This is a genomic window from Pectobacterium colocasium (genome assembly GCF_020181655.1).
In the GTDB taxonomy this organism is placed as follows: Bacteria; Pseudomonadota; Gammaproteobacteria; order Enterobacterales; family Enterobacteriaceae; genus Pectobacterium; species Pectobacterium colocasium.
This window is the reverse complement of the sequence record NZ_CP084032.1, coordinates 3745240-3763591: the sequence shown is the minus strand read 5'-3', so window position 1 is coordinate 3763591 and position 18352 is coordinate 3745240. Positions and strand designations below refer to the sequence as shown.

Annotated in this window: 17 protein-coding genes; 4 read left to right on the top strand and 13 right to left on the bottom strand. The window is 53.3% G+C overall.

Going from position 1 to position 18352, the window contains the following annotated elements; translation table 11 throughout:
• Positions 1 to 53: 53 nt before the first annotated feature.
• The gene (locus tag LCF41_RS17060) at positions 54 to 1334 is read left to right on the top strand and encodes an MFS transporter (RefSeq protein ID WP_225085593.1); all 1281 of its coding nucleotides are present in this window, start codon (positions 54 to 56) and stop codon (positions 1332 to 1334) included.
• Here LCF41_RS17060 and LCF41_RS17055 read toward each other — a convergent pair.
• The 5 genes from LCF41_RS17055 to trxC all read right to left on the bottom strand — a co-directional run bounded on the left by LCF41_RS17055 (position 1331) and on the right by trxC (position 7250).
• Positions 1331 to 1654, bottom strand: a complete 324-nt coding sequence (locus LCF41_RS17055) for a YfiM family lipoprotein (protein ID WP_225085592.1) — start codon at positions 1652 to 1654, stop codon at positions 1331 to 1333. The genes LCF41_RS17060 and LCF41_RS17055 overlap by 4 nt on opposite strands.
• Positions 1655 to 1718: 64 nt before the next feature.
• The gene (pssA, locus tag LCF41_RS17050; protein WP_225088212.1) at positions 1719 to 3074 is read right to left on the bottom strand and encodes a CDP-diacylglycerol--serine O-phosphatidyltransferase; all 1356 of its coding nucleotides are present in this window, start codon (positions 3072 to 3074) and stop codon (positions 1719 to 1721) included.
• Positions 3075 to 3263: 189 nt separating this feature from the next.
• Complete coding sequence (locus tag LCF41_RS17045; protein WP_225085591.1) at positions 3264 to 5912, bottom strand: bifunctional acetate--CoA ligase family protein/GNAT family N-acetyltransferase; 2649 nt, start codon at positions 5910 to 5912, stop codon at positions 3264 to 3266.
• Positions 5913 to 5945: 33 nt separating this feature from the next.
• Complete coding sequence (locus LCF41_RS17040; RefSeq protein ID WP_225088211.1) at positions 5946 to 6677, bottom strand: tRNA-uridine aminocarboxypropyltransferase; 732 nt, start codon at positions 6675 to 6677, stop codon at positions 5946 to 5948.
• 153 nt (positions 6678 to 6830) lie between these two features.
• Positions 6831 to 7250 carry a thioredoxin TrxC gene (gene trxC / locus LCF41_RS17035; RefSeq protein ID WP_225085590.1) on the bottom strand — a complete coding sequence of 140 codons (420 nt, stop codon included), beginning with the start codon at positions 7248 to 7250 and terminating at the stop codon, positions 6831 to 6833.
• Between the two features lie 249 nt (positions 7251 to 7499).
• Between trxC and LCF41_RS17030 the strand changes: the two genes are divergently transcribed.
• Together LCF41_RS17030 and LCF41_RS17025 are read left to right on the top strand one after the other, a co-directional pair.
• A complete protein-coding gene (locus LCF41_RS17030; RefSeq protein ID WP_225085589.1) occupies positions 7500 to 8648 on the top strand; it encodes a tRNA/rRNA methyltransferase in 1149 nt (382 codons plus the stop codon).
• Between the two features lie 104 nt (positions 8649 to 8752).
• Positions 8753 to 9193, top strand: coding sequence for a DUF3574 domain-containing protein (locus tag LCF41_RS17025; protein ID WP_225085588.1), 441 nt, complete (start codon positions 8753 to 8755; stop codon positions 9191 to 9193).
• 179 nt (positions 9194 to 9372) lie between these two features.
• Here the strand turns inward: LCF41_RS17025 and LCF41_RS17020 are convergent, their stop codons facing one another.
• The 8 genes from LCF41_RS17020 to LCF41_RS16985 all read right to left on the bottom strand — a co-directional run bounded on the left by LCF41_RS17020 (position 9373) and on the right by LCF41_RS16985 (position 16989).
• Positions 9373 to 10557, bottom strand: a complete 1185-nt coding sequence (locus LCF41_RS17020; protein ID WP_225085587.1) for a NupC/NupG family nucleoside CNT transporter — start codon at positions 10555 to 10557, stop codon at positions 9373 to 9375.
• Between the two features lie 203 nt (positions 10558 to 10760).
• On the bottom strand, positions 10761 to 12257 hold the full coding sequence (gene emrB / locus LCF41_RS17015) for a multidrug efflux MFS transporter permease subunit EmrB (protein WP_431191565.1): 1497 nt from the start codon (positions 12255 to 12257) through the stop codon (positions 10761 to 10763).
• A 56-nt stretch (positions 12258 to 12313) separates the two neighbouring features.
• A complete protein-coding gene (emrA, locus tag LCF41_RS17010; protein ID WP_225085585.1) occupies positions 12314 to 13489 on the bottom strand; it encodes a multidrug efflux MFS transporter periplasmic adaptor subunit EmrA in 1176 nt (391 codons plus the stop codon).
• 16 nt (positions 13490 to 13505) lie between these two features.
• Entirely contained in the window at positions 13506 to 13706 is a 201-nt protein-coding gene (locus tag LCF41_RS17005; RefSeq protein WP_225085584.1) for a hypothetical protein, read from the bottom strand.
• A 107-nt stretch (positions 13707 to 13813) separates the two neighbouring features.
• Positions 13814 to 14329 (bottom strand): transcriptional repressor MprA, encoded by a 516-nt coding sequence (gene mprA / locus LCF41_RS17000; protein WP_225085583.1) that lies wholly within the window; start codon positions 14327 to 14329, stop codon positions 13814 to 13816.
• Between the two features lie 189 nt (positions 14330 to 14518).
• Positions 14519 to 14848 carry an L-valine transporter subunit YgaH gene (ygaH, locus tag LCF41_RS16995; protein ID WP_225085582.1) on the bottom strand — a complete coding sequence of 110 codons (330 nt, stop codon included), beginning with the start codon at positions 14846 to 14848 and terminating at the stop codon, positions 14519 to 14521.
• The gene (locus LCF41_RS16990) at positions 14845 to 15585 is read right to left on the bottom strand and encodes an AzlC family ABC transporter permease (protein WP_225085581.1); all 741 of its coding nucleotides are present in this window, start codon (positions 15583 to 15585) and stop codon (positions 14845 to 14847) included. Before LCF41_RS16990 ends, ygaH begins: the two co-directional genes overlap by 4 nt.
• 183 nt (positions 15586 to 15768) lie before the next feature.
• Positions 15769 to 16989, bottom strand: a complete 1221-nt coding sequence (locus LCF41_RS16985; protein ID WP_225085580.1) for an MFS transporter — start codon at positions 16987 to 16989, stop codon at positions 15769 to 15771.
• A gap of 161 nt (positions 16990 to 17150) precedes the next feature.
• Here LCF41_RS16985 and LCF41_RS16980 point away from each other — a divergent pair, with 161 nt between their 5' ends.
• Positions 17151 to 18311 carry a lactonase family protein gene (locus LCF41_RS16980; RefSeq protein ID WP_225085579.1) on the top strand — a complete coding sequence of 387 codons (1161 nt, stop codon included), beginning with the start codon at positions 17151 to 17153 and terminating at the stop codon, positions 18309 to 18311.
• Positions 18312 to 18352: the final 41 nt, after the last annotated feature.

Sequence of the window (18352 nt, the reverse complement as noted above, 5' to 3'; positions counted from 1 at the left end):
TTTACTATAGCGGGCATCGTTTTATGCCCAGAAAAACAGGAGAATAAAATAGGATGACTGATCTAACGGAAAATGCGAAAGATGCGCGTCAGCGTATCCGAGCTATAGTTGGCGCTTCATCGGGTAATTTGGTTGAGTGGTTTGATTTTTATGTTTATTCCTTTTGCTCAATCTATTTTGCCCATATCTTTTTCCCTTCGGGAAATACCACCACTCAATTACTACAAACCGCAGGGGTTTTTGCAGCAGGCTTTTTAATGAGACCGATAGGCGGTTGGCTTTTCGGTTACATTGCAGACAAGCATGGTCGTAAAAATTCAATGCTAATTTCGGTTTGCATGATGTGTCTTGGATCGCTGGTTATTGCATGTTTGCCGGGATATGAAACTATTGGTACCTGGGCTCCCTTTTTATTGTTATTAGCTCGCTTATTTCAAGGTCTTTCCGTCGGTGGAGAATATGGTACCAGTGCAACATATATGAGTGAGGTTGCCGTTGAGGGAAGAAAGGGATTCTATGCGTCTTTTCAATATGTCACGCTGATTGGAGGCCAATTGCTGGCACTGTTAGTTGTTGTAATCTTGCAGCAGATTCTGAGTGATGAGGATTTGCATGCGTGGGGATGGCGTATTCCTTTTGCTCTCGGTGCTATTTTGGCGATTGTGGCGCTTTATTTACGCCGCTCTTTGAATGAAACATCGGATAAAACGACTCGCGAACATAAAGATGCTGGTTCTCTTGCGGGGCTGTGGAAACATCGCCGCGCCTTTATTACCGTACTGGGTTTTACTGCCGGTGGTTCCTTAGCCTTTTATACGTTTACCACTTACATGCAAAAATATCTGGTGAATACGGCGGGAATGCATGCGAAAACGGCGAGTGGGTTAATGACTCTCGCCCTGTTCATTTTTATGCTGCTGCAACCGTTCTTTGGCGCGCTGTCGGATAAGATTGGGCGGCGTAGTTCAATGCTTTTCTTCGGTGGGCTTGCGGCACTGCTGACGGTGCCTATTCTGACGGTGCTACAGAGTGTGACTAGCCCTGTCATTGCTTTCGCGCTGGTGATGCTTTCACTGATTATTGTCAGTTTCTACACGTCCATTAGCGGTATTTTAAAAGCAGAAATGTTCCCGCCTGAAGTCCGTGCGTTAGGCGTTGGTTTATCTTATGCCGTGGCGAATGCCTTGTTTGGTGGTTCGGCTGAATATGTTGCGCTTTCGCTGAAATCGTTTGGTATGGAAACGGCTTTCTTCTGGTACGTATCAGGAATGGGAGCGATTGCGTTTATTGTATCGCTAACGTTGCACCGTAAAGGCAAAGGGATGAAGCTTTAGTGTTCAGATAATTGCCATAGTGCATAGCCGGTGGTGGCACCGGCTATATCCCAAACAAGATCTTGCCAGCTCCAGCCCGTTCCGCCTTCTCGGCTATCATAAAGCTCTTTTGCCATCCCCATGCTGATTGACAACATAATGCCGAATCCGCCGCTACGATCTGAACTCCAGCGCTGATGCGTGCCATATTCATATCCGGCGGCGCTGATGGCGGCTGAGGCGAGAAAATGTTGGGCTTTATCCTGGCCTGTCCAGCGATCTTGCGCGATGTGACTGCATCCAGAGCAGCAAATTATTGCGGCGACGCACAGTAAGCGCATAGAGCCTCCCCAGAGATAATAAAAAACCCCGGAAGCCGAGGTTTTTCAAAGTATAGCGTGAGTCTTAGAGAATGCGACTGATGAGCCGATCGATACGAATACGGCGCAGGCGTCGTATTAGCTTACGGACTTTCACCGGATATTGCGCGATGCTTTCCAGTTCCATATAGCTTTTTACGATGTGGGTATGCGTTCTGATTTTATCCAGTTCGTCCAGACGTTGCTGTAATAAAACCTGCTGAGGATCGTGAATCAGGATGGCGTTTTCCAGATCCAGACGCCATGCGCGAGGATTAAGGTTATTCCCCGTCAGCAGTTGCCATTTGTCATCGATCCACATGCCTTTCAGGTGGAAGCTGTTGTCGCCGTCTTTCCATAACCGCACAACAAGCTGCTGATTCTCAATGTAGCGTTCCAGACGGCTCAGGAAGCGTCGCAGGTTAATCTCATAGAGATAGGGTAGTGCACCGATGATTTTGAAAGGCTGGTCTTCTGGAATATAGAAATCGTTAGCGGTCTTATCGCCAATAATAATTTCTACTTTCTTGCCGTCCCGCAATAGCCTGATGATATTTCTGACCAGCAGTGCTGGCAGATTGAAATAAGGGGTACAGATGACCAGATGCTCATCAGCGCAATACATCAGGTGATGTATGGTCTTATTCAGCGGGCTTTGCTTTCCCAGTCCGACCAATGGTGTGACGGTTAATTCATTCACATCCGCACGGTGTTCCGGGGCCTGATAACTGGCGGTGCGTAACGCTTGGCGGAACTGCTTGATATCATTTTTGATTTCCAGACTCTTCGGGCGATCAGTATGATCCAACCGCTGCACTGCCGGTGCCGACAGCATTGTCTGGATGTATTGCACCATCGTATCAGCCAATACCGGATTATGGATCAGCTGATAGCGATCATAGCGGTACTTCTGATGCTGATGCAGATAAACATCATTCAGGCTGGCTCCGCTATAGATGACCGTGTCATCGACAATGAACCCTTTCAGGTGCAGCACGCCCAACGCTTCGCGCGTGTTGACTGGAATACCATAGATAGGGAAATGCGTGTCTGGATGTTTTTTCGCCATGTCGCAGTACCAATCGGCATTGGTATTTTCTGCCGCTGCGCCGATCCTGCCACGCTGAGCACGATGCCAGTCTACCAAAACACGGACATCCAGCTCTGGACACTGCCGTTTGGCTTCATAAATTGCGGATAGAATCCCCATGCCGCCATCGTCACGTTCAAGATACAACGCCACGATATAGACGCGCTTTTTAGCGCTCAAAATGGCGTTAATCAGCGTCGTGCGGAAAAGCTCAGGCGAATGCAACGTCTGAACATCATCTGCGTTCTGAGGGATTCTGGGCAGTTGTGCAAGGTGCTGTTGGTATTTATTGCGTTTAAAATTTGACAGCATCACAGTGCGTTTCTTCTCTCATCAGTTTATACCCACCATACTTCGAGCTGCACTAGGGTATATGACCTTCTGGTCATTATCAAAAGTTAAGGAGTAGCCGAATGGGCGATAATACCATTACTTTCCGGCTGTTGTGACCCTGTTTTGTGATAACAATTCCCGCGGCAAGAGCCATGTCACGTCGTGCGATCAGTCTTTCAGCGGCAAGTCCAGCGTCACAATACCCTCTTCTAATTGCACGTCGATATGAAAACCGAGCTTTTTGGACAGCTGGATCATGCCTTGATTATGCGGCATGGTAATGCCGGTCAAGCGAGAGAGACCGTGCGCCCGTGCGTAATCGATCAGCTTTTCTAACAACCGTCTGCCAAGGCCCAGCCCTTTTAGATCGGAGCGTACCAGCACGGCAAATTCCGCGTCCGTATTATCCGGGTCGGAAATTGCGCGCGTCACGCCAATAATCTCTGTTTCCTCACCGAGCTGGCGTACGGCAACAAATGCCATCTCACGATCGTAGTCAATTTGCGTCATATTGGCTAAGTCTTCGTGAGTAAATTCATTAATTTCGCTGAAATAACGGTAATACAGGTCTTCTTTTGTCACCCTTGCGATGAACGAGCTGAGCAGCGGTTCGTCTTCCGGCAAAATCGGCCGAAACAGGCAGGTATCACTATTTTTGAGGATGACCGTTTCTTCCAGTTCATGTGGGTAGGGGCGGATTGCCAGCCTTGATTGGGGATCGCCACTGAACGGTGTTAGATGCAGCGTGACGTCCAGCAGCGTGAACGCATCCCCGGACGCCAGCAAGGGGTGAATGTCTAGTCGGGAAATTTCAGGGCAGTCGAGAATCAGGTTAGAAACCTGAACCAGCAAGCGGCTGAGCGCGGGAATATCCAGCGGGCGCAACGCGCTGTATTCACGAATCTTGCCACCTTTCACGGCTTGCAGCACCAGATAGCGAGCCAGCGTCATATTCAGCGGAGGCAGGGCGACGGCAGCCTGTTGTTCTCGCCACTCAACGCCGCCTTCGCCCAACATAATCAGCGGGCCGAAAACGGGGTCTTGTTCGACGGCAATCCTGAGTTCCTGCGCACCGGCGCGATTTGCCATGCTTTGTACCAACAGGCCGTAAATACGCGCCTGCGGATAGGTACGTTTCACCCGGTCAAGAATGGCATCTGCCGCCTGCTGGACTTCTCTGGCGGTTCGCAGGTATAGCATGACGCCCTGCACTTCCGATTTATGCGGAATATCTGGCGATCTCAGCTTAATCGCGACCGGGTAGCCAATCTGCTCGGCAATATGGACGGCTTCTGCACTGTCGCCAGCAATCCAGGTGGGTAAGGTATTTAAACCATAGGCTTGCAGAATTGGCTGAACTTCATGCGTATCGAGCTGAGTGACGCCATCTGACAGTGCCTGATGAATTAGCGCATGTGCCTGACTGGCGTTGATGCCCAAATCCAGCGGCAGCGCTGGGGTTTCCTTTAACTGTTTCTGATTACGCCGATATTCGACGATATGCATAAAGGCGGTTACCGCGCCTTCTGGCGTGCGATAGGTCGGAATGCCAGCGTCATTAAATAAGCGCCGTGCTTCCTGCGAGGAGAATTCGCCACACCAGTTGGTCAGTAGCGTAATTCTTTTCCCACGCGGATGTTGTTGAAAGAGCGTAATCAGTTGGGCAGCGCTTTCGGTGCTGGGGGCGGCAGCGCTGGGCGCGTGAATGATCAAGAGCGCATCGACGTCGTCACTGTCCAGTAGGACCGAAATCGCTGCCTGATAGCGAGCGGCTGTCGCATCATCACGCAGATCGAGCGGATTACCGATAGTAACGGTCTGCGGCAATGCTTCCTGTAGCGCTTGACGGGTCGCCTCGCTGAGCTGTGCCAGTTTGCCTTGCCGGCTGAGAAGCTGATCCAGTGCCTGTGCGGCCGGTGATGCGCCGTTGCTCACTAGCATCAAGCGTTCACCGCGTAGCGGTCGCAGGTGGCTTAAGGTTTCCACTGCGGAAAACAGCTCATGCGTATCCCGTACTCGCAGCAAGCCTGCTCGTTGAATGGCTGCATCATAGGCGGCATCCAGACCGTGGCGCTGGTCATTCAGTAGTTGCTGTGCCTGCTGGCTGCGCCCGCTTTTGATCACCAATATCGGTTTATTTCGGGAGGCGCTCCGAGAGGCGGAAAGGAAGCGGCGTGCATCGCTAATGTGTTCCAGGTGCAGCAGAATCGCGCTGGTTTTGCCATCGCGTGCCAGAAAATCGAGCAGGTCGTCGACATCAATATCCAGGCTGTCGCCCAAGGCGATAAAATAGGAAAAGCCAATACCGCGCTGCTGCGCCCAATCCAGTATCGTGTTAGAAACGGCGGCCGACTGCGAGATAAATGCCAGTTTGCCTTTCATAATCGGTACTGGCGAGAAACTGGCATTCAGGCCTTGCCAGGGCGCGAGTAGTCCTAAGCTGTTGGGGCCAAGCAAGCGCATGTGATAGCGCACGGCGCAGGCCTTTAATTCGCTGAACTGGGCCGGCGGCGCGGAGAGAATAATGACGGTTTTGCAGCCCTTTTGCCCCAGTTCCTCTAACAGCGTCAGATTACGGCTCGCGTTGGTACAGATCACGGCAAGGTCGGGTGTCATCGGCAGGCTGGTGACTGTCGGATAGGCCAGCACGCCGCAAACCGCGCGATATTTCGGCGTAACGGGCAGCACAGGGCCGCTGAAATGGCCGTCCAGCAGGTTTTTCATCATCAGAAAACCGGCTCGTCCCGGCTTTTCTGATGCGCCGAGAACGGCAATAGACTTAGGGCGTAACAGTGCTTCCAATCCGCGCTGGCTCATGCGTCACTCCTTACACAGCAATCCCCTTTGATACTAAACGCTTTCTGCCGCTTGTGCTGTGACGATGGGTAAATTTTCCCGCACGCTGTGGTGTGATTTCCCGGCCAGATAGTGTCGCCGGAAACGGTCAAAGTGTTGCGATAGCGCGTCAGCTGCAACGGTATCGCCTGCCTGAGCAAGCAGGGCGATAGCAATCTCGGCGGTGCAGTGTTGTCCTGCGCTGCTGGCTTCACGCAACTGATAGCGGGAAAGGGCCTCTACATTCAGCGACAGGATTGGCAGATTGTCCAGATAGGGGCTTTTGCGGAACATCTTGCGCGCTTCCGGCCACGTACCATCGAGTAAGACAAATAGCGCAGGCTTTTCCGTGGCGGGAAGCTGGTGAAACACCTGGCGCCCTTCTTCCGCGGTATCGGCGAGGAAGACCAGATAGGGCTGAACATCCGTGTCTTGCAGAGCCACAAGCAATTGGGGATCGGGCTCGGTGCGTGACCAGAGAAACGCCTGTGTCTCAGGCAGGATATCGGCGATGAGGCGTCCGGTATTGCTTGGCTTTAGCGGCTCGGTATCAAACATCACCAGACAGAAGCGGCTGCGGGATGGCTGTGTCTGAAAGGTGTGGCACAGACAGGTGGTTGCGGGCAACAAACACTGCTGGCAGCGTACGACGCGGCAGCCACGGGCGCGGAACGGTTTGGTTGACTGCTCAAGACGCTGCTGACGCAGGCGAAGTACGGCATTGTCCAGGGTAGGACGGTTGGCCATTAAAGGATGGTTGATCATGAAATAGGTGACGCCATGAGATTCTGCAACGAACCTGCTTCGTTGTAATCATCGGGAAGCAGGTTCAGAAAGGCGACATTCTAATCGACAGGCGGGTTGACCAAAAGGGGAGAGGCAATGATGCCTCACTGTTTTCTACAGTGATTCATCCAGCCACTCTTCAAACTGTGCCTTCGGCAGCGCGCCGTTAAGGATGTCGATCATCTGACCCTGTTTGAAGATCATGAGGGTTGGAATGCTGCGGATGCGGAAACGTGCGCTGAGCGCTGGTTCGGCTTCGGTGTTAACCTTAATAAAACGGATTGTTCCACTACGCTCCTGCGCGACGTTTTCGAACACGGGAGCGAAGTTGACGCAGGGGCCGCACCAGGGTGCCCAGAAATCGACCACAACGGGAAGATCGTCCTGCAATAGTTTATCGAGCGTTGCCTCTGTGGCGTTGATGACGTCGCCGCTGAATAAGGTTTCTCCGCAACGGCCACACTTTGCATGGTCATCAACACGCGCTTCTGGCAAGCGATTGGTTGTTTGGCAAGATCCACATACCGTATTCATAACAGGGCCTCAGATAAAAGGGCTAAAATAAAGATGTCGCTGATAAAATGCGCGTAATGCGGCATTGGAAAGTCAACGGCATGTTGCTTAAAAGTGAATAAATTATGGTGGGGAGACATGATGGCAACAACGTGGTTTGCCCAATAGCTACAATAGCTTCTGACTGTTAGCGCTCTTTTACCACAAGCGTGTGGCTAAGCGGGTGTACATAAGGTAATCTTCGCGCCCAGCGCGTAGGTGGAGAAAACAATGAGCGATTCATTCAATAGTAAAAGCGGCAAAGTCCGTGTGATGTACGTCCGCAGTGATGATGAGGGCGAGAAAGAGAATAAAAACAAGCGCCCAACTGACAAAGATCGTCGTGGCGATCGGCGTGATGGCGGCGGTTCACGGGATCCGCGTGAAAAGCCGAAGCATCCGCGTGACGTTAACCCGCGCTATGCCCGGGAAAATCCGTCCCGCGACGGCGAGAGCAATAAAACGCCGTGGGGCAATAAAGATCGTAACGAACGCAGCGGCGATCGTCCTCGGCGTCCACGCGGTGAAGAAACGGGCGGTTATGAATCTCCGTGGAAAACCGTGTCTCGTGCGCCGGGCGATAGCGAAACGCCGGATCACGGCGGTATTACGGGCAAAAGCCAGATCGATCCTGAGCAACTGCGTCGCCAGCGTCAGGAAGAAACTCGTGTTTACGGCGAGAATGCCTGCCAGGCGCTGTTTAAAAACCGCTCTGAGGTGATTGTTCGCGCCTGGTTCCTGCAAGAAGTGACGCCGCGTTTCCGCGATGCACTGCGCTGGATGGCGGCAAACCGCAAGGCGTACCACGTTGTGGAAGAGGAAGAGCTGATTAAGGCCTCCGGTACTGAACACCACGGCGGCGTCTGCTTCCTGATTAAAAAGCGTCAGGGCATGGATGTGCGTGAGTATCTGAAAACGGCGGGTGAGCACGACTGTGTACTGGCACTGGAAGATGTGGGTAACCCGCACAACCTCGGCGGCATTATGCGCAGTTGCGCACATTTCGGCGTGAAAGGTATTCTGGTGCAGGATTCGGCGCTGCTGGAATCCGGCGCGGCCGTGCGTACGGCAGAAGGCGGGGCGGAACACGTTAAAGCGATTAACGCTGACGATTTCCTGTCCGTGCTGGCGGAATTCCGTCGCGCTGGCTACACCATCGTGACCACATCCAGCCATAAAGGCACGGCATTGTCGCAAGCGACGCTTCCGGCGAAAACCGTGATTGTGCTGGGTCAGGAAGGTGATGGCCTGTCAGATAGCGCCTGGCAGCAAGGGGATGTGAAAGTCTCTATCGGCGGTACTGGTAAGGTTGAAAGTCTGAATATTTCGGTCGCAACGGGCATTTTACTGTCCGAGTGGTGGCGACAGAATCAGGCCTGATAGTACGTGTCGACTGATAGTACGTGTCGGCTGATCGTGCGCATCGGCTCTCAGGGGGGAATGCTCTCCCTGAGAAGGCATAACCACGGATGAGAGAATGATTGATGAAGCAGAACGTTATTGCGGTATCGTTGTTGTTGGGCGCATTACTGGCAAGCGGTTGCAGTTCGTTACCGCGCGCATCCACCGCGGTTGCCGCTGCACCAGTCGTTGAGGCGTGTAAGATTGGCGACAAACAGGTACAGACTACGCTGTATTTTGGTTTGAATCGTCCCGCTGGCCCGGTGATCTCCGATGCTGAGTGGAAAGCGTTTCTGGATGGCGAAGTGACACCGCGCTTTAAAGAAGGGCTGACGGTGTTCGATGCTAAAGGACAATGGCTGGGGAACGATGGGGTTGTTGCCCGGGAGAACAGCAAAGCGCTGATGCTGATTCATGGTTCCGATAAAGAGCGTGATATTGAAGCGCTGCGCACCACCTACAAAGCTCGTTTCGCGCAGGAATCCGTCATGCGGATCGATGCACCCGTCTGCGTCGCGTTCTGATTTTTTTATCAGCCCCTTTTCAGGGGCTGATGATTTTGTTGAAAATCATGGCGATGAGATCGAGATACTCGGGGCTACCACGGGGTAAGGCATCCCTGCGGGAACCTTATCCCCGCGTTTCCCCTAATATGTGATTTCGTCATTATCTGGTTATTAATTTTTTGATTTGTAATTAAAAATTAAAGCACCAGTCCCGCAACTGCCGCAGACAGCAAGCTCACCAGCGTAGAACCATAAACCAGCTTCAGGCCGAAGCGTGATACCACGTTGCCCTGTGCTTCATTCAGCCCTTTGATAGCGCCCGCGATAATGCCGATTGACGCGAAGTTGGCGAAGGAAATCAGGAACACGGACAAAATGCCCAGTCCGCGTGGCGACATCTCTGCCGCGATCTTCTTCAATTCGATCATGGCAACGAATTCATTCGCCACCAGCTTGGTCGCCATGATGCTGCCCGCATTCAGGATATCGGAAGACGGAATGCCGATCAGCCACGCCAGCGGTGAAAAGACATAGCCCATAATTGCCTGGAAGCTAATACCGAAAACGGTGCTGAACAGCGCGTTCACGGCGGCAATCAAGGCCACGAAGCCGATCAGCATTGCCATAATAATCATCGCCACTTTAAAACCAGCAAGGATGTATTCCCCCAGCATTTCAAAGAAGCTTTGGTTTTCATGCAGCTTTTCCAGCTTCAATTCTGGTTCATCGTCAGGCTGGTAAGGGTTGATGATCGACAGCACGATAAAGGTGCTGAACATATTCAGAATCAGCGCCGCAACCACGTATTTGGCGTCCAGCATGGTCATGTAAGCGCTGATGATCGACATCGACACGGTCGACATCGCCGTCGCGGCCATTGTGTACATCCGCCGTGGGGACATGTCGGCGATGATGCCTTTATAGACGATAAAGTTCTCCGACTGTCCGAGCATCAGGGTGCTCACCGCGTTAAACGATTCCAGCTTCCCCATCCCGTTGACCTTGGACAGCAGCGTGCCGATACCTTTGATAATCAAAGGCAAAATTCGCCAGTGCTGCAAAATGCCGATCAGCGCGGAAATAAACACGATAGGGCAGAGCACATTGAGGAAGATAAAAGACAGACCCTGTGCATTCATCCCGCCGAACACAAAGTCGGTTCCTTGATTGGCAAAAGATAAGAGCTTTTCAAATAAACCCGCAAAGGAACTAATCGCGTTAAGCCCGATGCTGGAATGCAAAAGGAAATAGGCCAGCAAAACTTCAATCACCAGCAACTGCACAATAAAGCGCAGGCGGATGCGTTTTCTGTCATGGCTGACGAGCAACGCCAGCAAAAAAATTGCCGCCGTTGCCAAAATGAAATGTAAAACCTGTGACATAGCAGAACCACTCATCCCCGAATAAAAAGAGGCGCATTGTAATCGGAATGTGAAAATATGTTTATCCCGAATCTGTAAATCCTTATTCGCTACTGTGCTATCAGGATTAAGGGCATCTGATTAATCAGGGAAGGGGGAATAATAAGAGAAGGTTCCCCTTCGGCCCGCTGTTGACGGAAGGGGAAAGATAGATTGTGAACGAACTAGTGCGCGCCACCGCCTCCACCGCCGGAGGTAAAGGGGGGCTTAGCGAACCAGACCAGCACCAGCAGCACCAGGAATACGCCCGCGGCGGCCCAGAAAATCTCGTTGGCGGAGATAATCAGTCCCTGTGCGGTAATCTGTTGTGCGATGTAAGCTGAGGCCTGTGTCGGGCTCATTCCCATTGCCTGAAGCTGCTGATACGTTTCCTGCGCGATGGGGTTATACGGCGTGATCGACTCCGTAAGATGCGCATGGTGCAGCGATTCGCGCTGTGTCCAGAGCGTGGTGGTAATCGATGTTCCGATCGAACCTGCCAGCGTTCGGGCAAAGTTCGACAGGCTCGATGCCGCCGCCAAACGTTCCGGCGGAAGCCCAGACAGCGTGATGGTCGTCAGCGGCATGAAGAAGCAGGCCACGGCAAACCCCTGAACGAACTGCGGCCAGGCCGAGGCGCCGAAATCCATCCCCGGCTCGAAGGTGTACGCACGCCAATAGAAACAGACTGCGTACATAATAAAGCTGAACGTCACCAGCTTGCGCATATCCAGACGCGGTGCGAAGCGACCGATAATCGGCGACAGCACCACTGGCATCAACCCAACCGGTGCGGACGCCAGCCCGGCCCAAGTAGCGGTATAGCCATACACCTCCTGCAACAGCTGCGGCAAGAGTACGATCGCCCCGAAGTAGAACATGTAGGCGAGACTGATACACAGACAGCCAATGGTGAAGTTGCGCGACTTAAACAGCGACAAATCCACCACTGGATGGTCGTCCGTTAGTTCCCAGACAATCAGGAATGCGATTGCAATCACCGCCACAACGGTCAGGGTGATGATTTCCGTCGAGTTAAACCAATCCAGCTCTTTTCCCCGATCGAGCATCATCTGCAAGCTACCGATACCGACGATCAACAGCGCCAACCCGATAGTATCGATGGGCTTGATCTCGGTTTTGGTTTCTCGCCCGCGCAGCGTTTGCATAGCAATAAACACCACGGCGATGCCCAACGGAACGTTGATGAAGAATATCCAACCCCAGTGATAGTTGTCGCTAATCCAGCCGCCCAGAATCGGGCCACAGATCGGCGCGACGACCACGGTCATTGACCACAGCGCCAGGGCGATGCTGCGTTTCGCCGGAGGGTAGTTGCTGAGCAACAGACTCTGTGACAGCGGGATCAGCGGTCCGGCGACAATCCCCTGCAACACGCGGGCGAAAATCAGCATTTCCAGGCTGCTGGATACACCACACAGCCAGGATGTCAGGGCGAAGAGCGCCGTTGACCACAGAAACAGGCGGACTTCGCCAAACCGTTTGGCCAGCCAGCCAGTGATAGGGATGGAGATGGCGTTAGCGACACCGAACGAGGTGATGACCCACGTTCCCTGCGAGTTGGACGCACCCAGATTACCGGCGATGGTCGGAATAGCGACGTTGGCGATGGTGGAGTCCAGCACCTGCATGAACGTTGCCAGCGACAGAGCAACGGTCATCCAGGCCAGACTGGCACCTTTAAGCGGTTCTCTCTGCACGTTTCTCTCCTGCCCGATTAACCGGCGTTCGCCTGAATAATGGCGCTGATGTCCTGGTTAACAGGGGTGAGATCCAGCGTCAGCGCATCGCTTTGGTAGGCTGGCGTGGTGCGTGAGGTTTCTGCTAACGCGCTGCCTTCTGTATTGGCGGTATCGACATTAACCAGCGCAGACAGGCCGATACGCAACGGATGTTCGGCGACCTGCTTGGGATCGAGTTCAATACGGACGGGCAGGCGCTGAACGACCTTAATCCAGTTGCCGGTCGCATTTTGAGCGGGCAACAGAGAGAACGCGCTACCGGTTCCCATATCGAGGCCGACGACTTTCCCCTGGTACACCACGTCATCACCGTAGATATCTGCGACCACGGTAGCTGGCTGGCCGATACGCATATTGGCCAACTGTGTCTCTTTGAAGTTCGCATCGACCCACAGGTGATTGGCAGGCACCACGGCCATTAGCGCTGACGTCGGAGAGATACGCGCACCAATTTGTACGCTGCGACGTGAGACATAACCGTCAATCGGGCTGACGATTTTGGTGCGCTGTAGCGCCAGCCAGGCATCGCGCATTGCTACCGAGGCTTGCTGTATCGCTGGCTGCTTCTCAAGCGGCGTATCCAGAATCATCGCTTGATTCGCCTGATATTGCTGTCTGGCGACTTCCAGCGCGGCTTTGGCGGTCGCGACGGCATCACGAGCATGCTGCACTTCTTCACGCCCGATGGCATTGGCGCTGCCCAGCGCTTCCCGGCGGCTCAAATCGCTTTGTGCCTTGTTCAACTCGGTTTGGCGCAGTTCAATGTTAGCCTGATACTGCTTACTGTTAATAATCAATTGGTGCGTCTGGCGCACGCTGTTGGCCAGTTCGGTTTTCGCGCGTTCAAACGCCTGTTGAGCATCGGTAGGATCCAGCTCCACCAGTACCTGTCCCTGCTTAACAAAATCGGTATTGTCGACGTTAACATGGGTGACGCTGCCGCTGACCTGCGCCATGATCTGAATCTGATTACCTGCGACGTAGGCATCGTCAGTGCTTTGGTGGTGTCTGAGTACCAGGAACCAGTAAACCAGCCAAGCGCAGCCCAGCACGACGAAAATAAACGTCATCAGCGATAGCACTCGCTTACGCTGTTGTTTTTTGTTTCTTGGTGGCGTTTTGGGCACCTGATTTTCCACACTTTCACTCATGCTGTTCTCTCTCTTTTTATTCTCTTTGTATCGCCTGTCGCACCAGACTGGGCAGCCTGGCGGTAGTCGCAATGAATTCATCTTGTTGTGCCGCTCGGTGGCGTTTGCAGATCGCCTCGCCCGGAGCCTGAGATTGCCGTTTTGCTAAACCGCACGTCGCGACGGCGGAAAGGTCATGCCTGTTTTTCGCAGCAAAACCCACCTGCCCGATACGCATGCATCGGGTCATTCCGGGTGAAAAAAGTGCCGACTATGATGCTTTGTTGTTTTCTGTTGTTATTAACCGTTGATGTTATTGACTGTCGGCACTATGGAATAGCGACGTTATAGGTTATCGAGGTCGTCCATTTCATCCAGCCGAGCCAGAAGTTTTCTCATCAGGGCTTCAAGCTGAGCTTGTTCACTGGACTCAAGCGCCGAGCACAGCACATGCATGCTGTGGTGCTGTGGTGGCAGTAATTTACCGAGAAAGGCTTTGCCTTCTTCTGTCAGATGCAGGTGCAGGCAGCGTCTGTCATTGCTACTTTCGCGCCGCTCAATCCAGCCTCTTTTCTCCAGATCGTCAGCAATACGCGTCGCATTGGTACGTGATGACCCCAGCGCTGCGCTGAGTTCGGAAGGCTGAATGCTATAAGACTCTTGAGATTCCAGCGTCAGCAATGCCATGAAGAGGGTTTCATTGATGCCCTGATCTTTCAGCATTCTGTTTCTGTGTTCCAGAATTTTGCCTTGGACATGCATGAAAAGGCGCAATAGTAAGACTTCTTGACGTGGGAATCCTGGTTTACGTGAAGCACGCAGGTCGAGCATTTGTTCTATAGGAGTGAATGAACTGTCCATTTTTTATATAAACCTCATTAATCACGGAGTGCATAGTAACTAATGTTACTAAATGGGTAAACGGCATTCAGGTGGGAAATTGTGCTTATTTCTGTGACAGAAAGTAAACGAAGAATAGCGTAAATAAGGAATAACTCGCCGTTTACTTTATTTAAATCAAAATCTTATTTGATAATTCAGGCTGCGAATTCAAAGCAGCTTAAACGCAATTCCATAGCACAGCGCGCCCAGTAACGTTGATAAGACGATGCTGCGGGTTTTATAAAAACAGGCTGTCAGCGTCATAAAGCCGACCAGCGTTGGCAGCAGCTTTTCGTGATGCGCGAGAATATCCGGCACGCTGGAAACAATCAGCAGCGCACAAATAGAAGCAATGCCGATGCTATCAAGCAACAGCGCTTTTTTACCGCGCTGCAACGAGCCGGAGGCGCGTGAGGCGCTCAGCCGCAGGGGCAGATAGCGGAAGAGGTAGTTCACCAGCCCGACAATCAGCCCGATAAGAATGACTTCCGTACTCATGTGTTCACCTGTGGCGTGGCGGGGTTAACCAGCGAAGCCAGACAGCCGCTGAGAATGCCGAGCAGTATTGCGGCGGGAATGGAGGAAAGCAGCAATCCCAGCAGCGCGCCGCCTAGCGCGCAGGCTACGACCAGGCTCTGTTTGCGCTTGAAAGAGGCGAGTAAAAAGCTGAGGAAAAGCGCGGGCAGCATGAAAGACAGCGCGGCTTCGACGGCAGGGTAGTCGTCCAGTGGGCCGTTGCCGAACACGGCGCCGATCACCGTACCGAGCACCCATGAGAGCCAGGCGAGCAGTGACACGCCCATCATCCAGTTTTCTGACCAGCGTCGGTTGTCTTTTGCCAGCCGGGTAGCGGCGGCGGCAAAGACTTCGTCCGTCAGGCCGAACGCCCAGAGCGCGGTTTTGCGGGTCGGCAGCCGCTGTGCAATGCGATGCCGTAGCGCCGGCCCATATAGCACATGGCGAACATCCATCGCCATAACGGTCAAGGCCGCCACCCAGATGGACATGCCGGCGCTAAGCAGGGCGGTGATGACAAACTGGCTGGCACCCGCGTAAATGATGCAGGAGAGGAAAATACCTTCCAGCGGCGTAAATCCTAACTTGACCGCGTTCATGCCAAACGCGAATGCCACGGGCATGTAGCCGATAATAATGGGAAGACTGTCAAAGACGCCTTCGCTAAAGGACGCAGACTTTGTCGGTACTGATGGTGCGGGAGTAATTAATGTCTTCACTGGCCTGATATTTTTTGTACTTAAAGGGAATTAATCGATAACACTAGCAAAGCGTTACCGGAATTTCACGCTATTGCGAAACGGACGTGATAATTTTCAGCGCAATGGTATCGGACGTCACTTTCCCGGAAGAAACGGTCTCAACGGAGAGGGCTCAACCGGGAGAGTGACAAACGCGAGGAGCTACAGCGCCGACATGGCTTCCTGCGTCTCGTGATGATGGCTTCGCCACCACACCATCAGATTCAACAGGCTGATAATCGCGCCCGCGCCACAAACACCCAGCCAGCCCCAATGCTGATAAGCCGAGGCAGAAAGGAGTGAACCCAGCGCGCCGCCAATGAAGTAGCTGGTCATATAACCGGCTGTCAGTCGGTTACGTGCTTCAGGCATCATACGGTAGATGACGCTCTGGTTAGTGACGTGCACGCCCTGAACCGCCAGATCCAGCACGATGATACCAATGAGCAGCGCCGCGATGGAATGAATGCCGAGCCCGATACAGCCCCATGACAGCAAAAGCAGGATAATCCCCACGCTGGTGGTCGGCTTGGCTTTGCCCTGATCGACCAGACGCCCTGCGCGCGATGCTGCTAATGCTCCCGCGGCACCAACCAGACCAAACAGGCCGATTACGCCTTCGGAATAACCGTATGGCGGTGAAGCCAGCAGGAAGGCCATCGACGTCCACAGAATGCTGAAGTTGGCAAAGGACAGGCAGCCCAGAATGGCGCGCGTGCGCAGCAGTGGGGTGTTGGAGAACAGTCGGAAGATTGAGATCAGCAACTGCGGGTAGTTCAGCGTGCTTTGCTGAGGAATACGCGGCAGTGCCCGCCACAGAATCAATGCCATGATGACCATCAGCGTGCTGGCAACCCAGTACACAGTGCGCCAGTCGCCGAGTGAAGCAAGCGCACCCGCGACGGTACGCGCCAGCAGAATGCCAAGCAGAAGACCGCTCATAATCGTGCCGACCACTTTACCGCGCGTTTCCGGCGTCGCCAGCGTCGCGGCGAGCGGCACCAGCAACTGGGCGACAACGGAGAACAGCCCGGTTAACGCCGTACCGGCAATCATTATCCAGAGCGTGGGAGCGGAGGCGGTGAGCAGCATCCCGCCTGCGGCGAGTAACGTCATGCCGACGATCAGCGTCCGGCGTTCAAACATGTCCCCCAACGGAACCAAAAACAGCAGGCCGACGGCATAACCCAGCTGTGCGGCGGTGACAATGAACCCGGCCTGATTGACGGAAAGCTCAAAGACTCTGGCAATGGTTTCCAACAGCGGCTGGGCATAATAGTTACTGGCGACGGCGAGGCCGGTCGCGACAGACATAATCAGGGTCAGCGACAGGCTGAGTCCTGGTTGAGGCTGGGGTGAGATAGATTGTTGCTGAAGAGACATAGTGTGAACGTTAATATGATGTTAAAAGCAGAATCTATAGTATCCGGCAGAGCCGAATGAGATGCCAGAATATCTTTACACGTCTGATGTCTGACGGGGATATTTCGTTTTTTCTGGGATTGATTTAGCGTATCGCTATCACACTATCGACAGGGGACAGTATGTTTAAGGATTATCAGGTGGTTAAGAAAAAAAGCCTTGCAGTATTAATGGGGGGGGCACTTCTGCCAGCCGTAGCGCTGTGGTCGATGGGGGCGCAGGCGGTAACGGCCGTTTACGTCTCGGCGGCCGCTGACGGTGCTATTGACGCCTACACACTCAATACGCAAAGCGGCGAATTGACCGCTATCGGGAAAGTGGCAGCAGGGGCGAAAGTGATGCCGATGGCCGTGAGTCCGGATAAATCGTTCCTCTATGCGGCCACGCGCGGCATTCCCTACTCGGCGGTAAGTTATAAAATCGATCCTAAAAGCGGTGCCCTAAGCCCGTTAGGCAAAGCGGAACTACCGGACAGCATGGCTTATCTTTCGACGGATTTCACCGGAAAATGGCTGCTTAGCGCTTCGTACGGTGGTAATAAAGTTGCGGTTAACGGGATTGATAAAGACGGCAAGGTGAACGCGAGCGTGGTCACGGTGGTGCCGACAGGGGAGAAGGCGCACAGTATTATTGCCGATCGCCAAAATAAGTTCGTCTTTGCCAGCAATCTGGGCAGCGATCAGATCGTTCAGTTCCGGTTTGATGCGAAAACGGGCACGTTGACGCCGAATGAGCCGGCGGAAATTAAACTGCCTGAGGGGAACGGGCCTCGCCATCTGGTGTTATCGCCAGATAACAAAACGCTCTATGTGAGCAATGAGTTGTCTGGCACTGTCGCGCGTCTGGCGTTGAATGAAAAGACGGGGCAACTGACGTTACTGGATTACACGGACACCGTTCCGGCCGATGCTGGCATGCGGGCGGGAACGATCACACCGGATAAAAAGAACGCCGACAGCCGACCGCAGATCTGGAGTGCCGATTTACGTCTGACGCCAAATGGAAAATTCCTGTACGTATCGGAGCGCACCAAAAGCACGATTACGCTGCTGCGGGTAGAACCGAAAACCGGCCAGTTGAAATACATTACGCGCTACCCGACAGAAACGCAGCCGCGCGGTATTCAGATCGATCCAAGTGGGAAATTCTTGATCGCCAGCGGTGAAAAATCGACATCGCTGTCGGTGTATCGCATCAATCAGGACAACGGGGATTTAGTACGCGTCGGGCAATACCCGACTGGAAAAGGTGCGAACTGGGTCGAAATTGTTAACCTGCCGTAATTGCTATTCCTCAATAAAAAGCGCCCTTTTGTTAGAAAGGG

Coding starts and splice junctions, on each gene's coding strand:
- mprA (WP_225085583.1), bottom strand. CDS start 14,329: ATGGACAGTTCATTCACTCCTATAGAACAAATGCTCGACCTGCGTGCT.
- emrB (WP_431191565.1), bottom strand. CDS start 12,257: ATGACCGTTGCTCTGTCGCTGGCAACGTTCATGCAGGTGCTGGACTCC.
- LCF41_RS17045 (WP_225085591.1), bottom strand. CDS start 5,912: ATGAGCCAGCGCGGATTGGAAGCACTGTTACGCCCTAAGTCTATTGCC.
- LCF41_RS16985 (WP_225085580.1), bottom strand. CDS start 16,989: ATGTCTCTTCAGCAACAATCTATCTCACCCCAGCCTCAACCAGGACTC.
- LCF41_RS17040 (WP_225088211.1), bottom strand. CDS start 6,677: ATGGCCAACCGTCCTACCCTGGACAATGCCGTACTTCGCCTGCGTCAG.
- LCF41_RS17055 (WP_225085592.1), bottom strand. CDS start 1,654: ATGCGCTTACTGTGCGTCGCCGCAATAATTTGCTGCTCTGGATGCAGT.
- LCF41_RS16980 (WP_225085579.1), top strand. CDS start 17,151: ATGTTTAAGGATTATCAGGTGGTTAAGAAAAAAAGCCTTGCAGTATTA.
- pssA (WP_225088212.1), bottom strand. CDS start 3,074: ATGCTGTCAAATTTTAAACGCAATAAATACCAACAGCACCTTGCACAA.
- LCF41_RS17030 (WP_225085589.1), top strand. CDS start 7,500: ATGAGCGATTCATTCAATAGTAAAAGCGGCAAAGTCCGTGTGATGTAC.
- LCF41_RS17060 (WP_225085593.1), top strand. CDS start 54: ATGACTGATCTAACGGAAAATGCGAAAGATGCGCGTCAGCGTATCCGA.
- LCF41_RS17025 (WP_225085588.1), top strand. CDS start 8,753: ATGAAGCAGAACGTTATTGCGGTATCGTTGTTGTTGGGCGCATTACTG.
- LCF41_RS17005 (WP_225085584.1), bottom strand. CDS start 13,706: ATGCGTATCGGGCAGGTGGGTTTTGCTGCGAAAAACAGGCATGACCTT.
- emrA (WP_225085585.1), bottom strand. CDS start 13,489: ATGAGTGAAAGTGTGGAAAATCAGGTGCCCAAAACGCCACCAAGAAAC.
- trxC (WP_225085590.1), bottom strand. CDS start 7,250: ATGAATACGGTATGTGGATCTTGCCAAACAACCAATCGCTTGCCAGAA.
- LCF41_RS17020 (WP_225085587.1), bottom strand. CDS start 10,557: ATGTCACAGGTTTTACATTTCATTTTGGCAACGGCGGCAATTTTTTTG.
- ygaH (WP_225085582.1), bottom strand. CDS start 14,848: ATGAGTACGGAAGTCATTCTTATCGGGCTGATTGTCGGGCTGGTGAAC.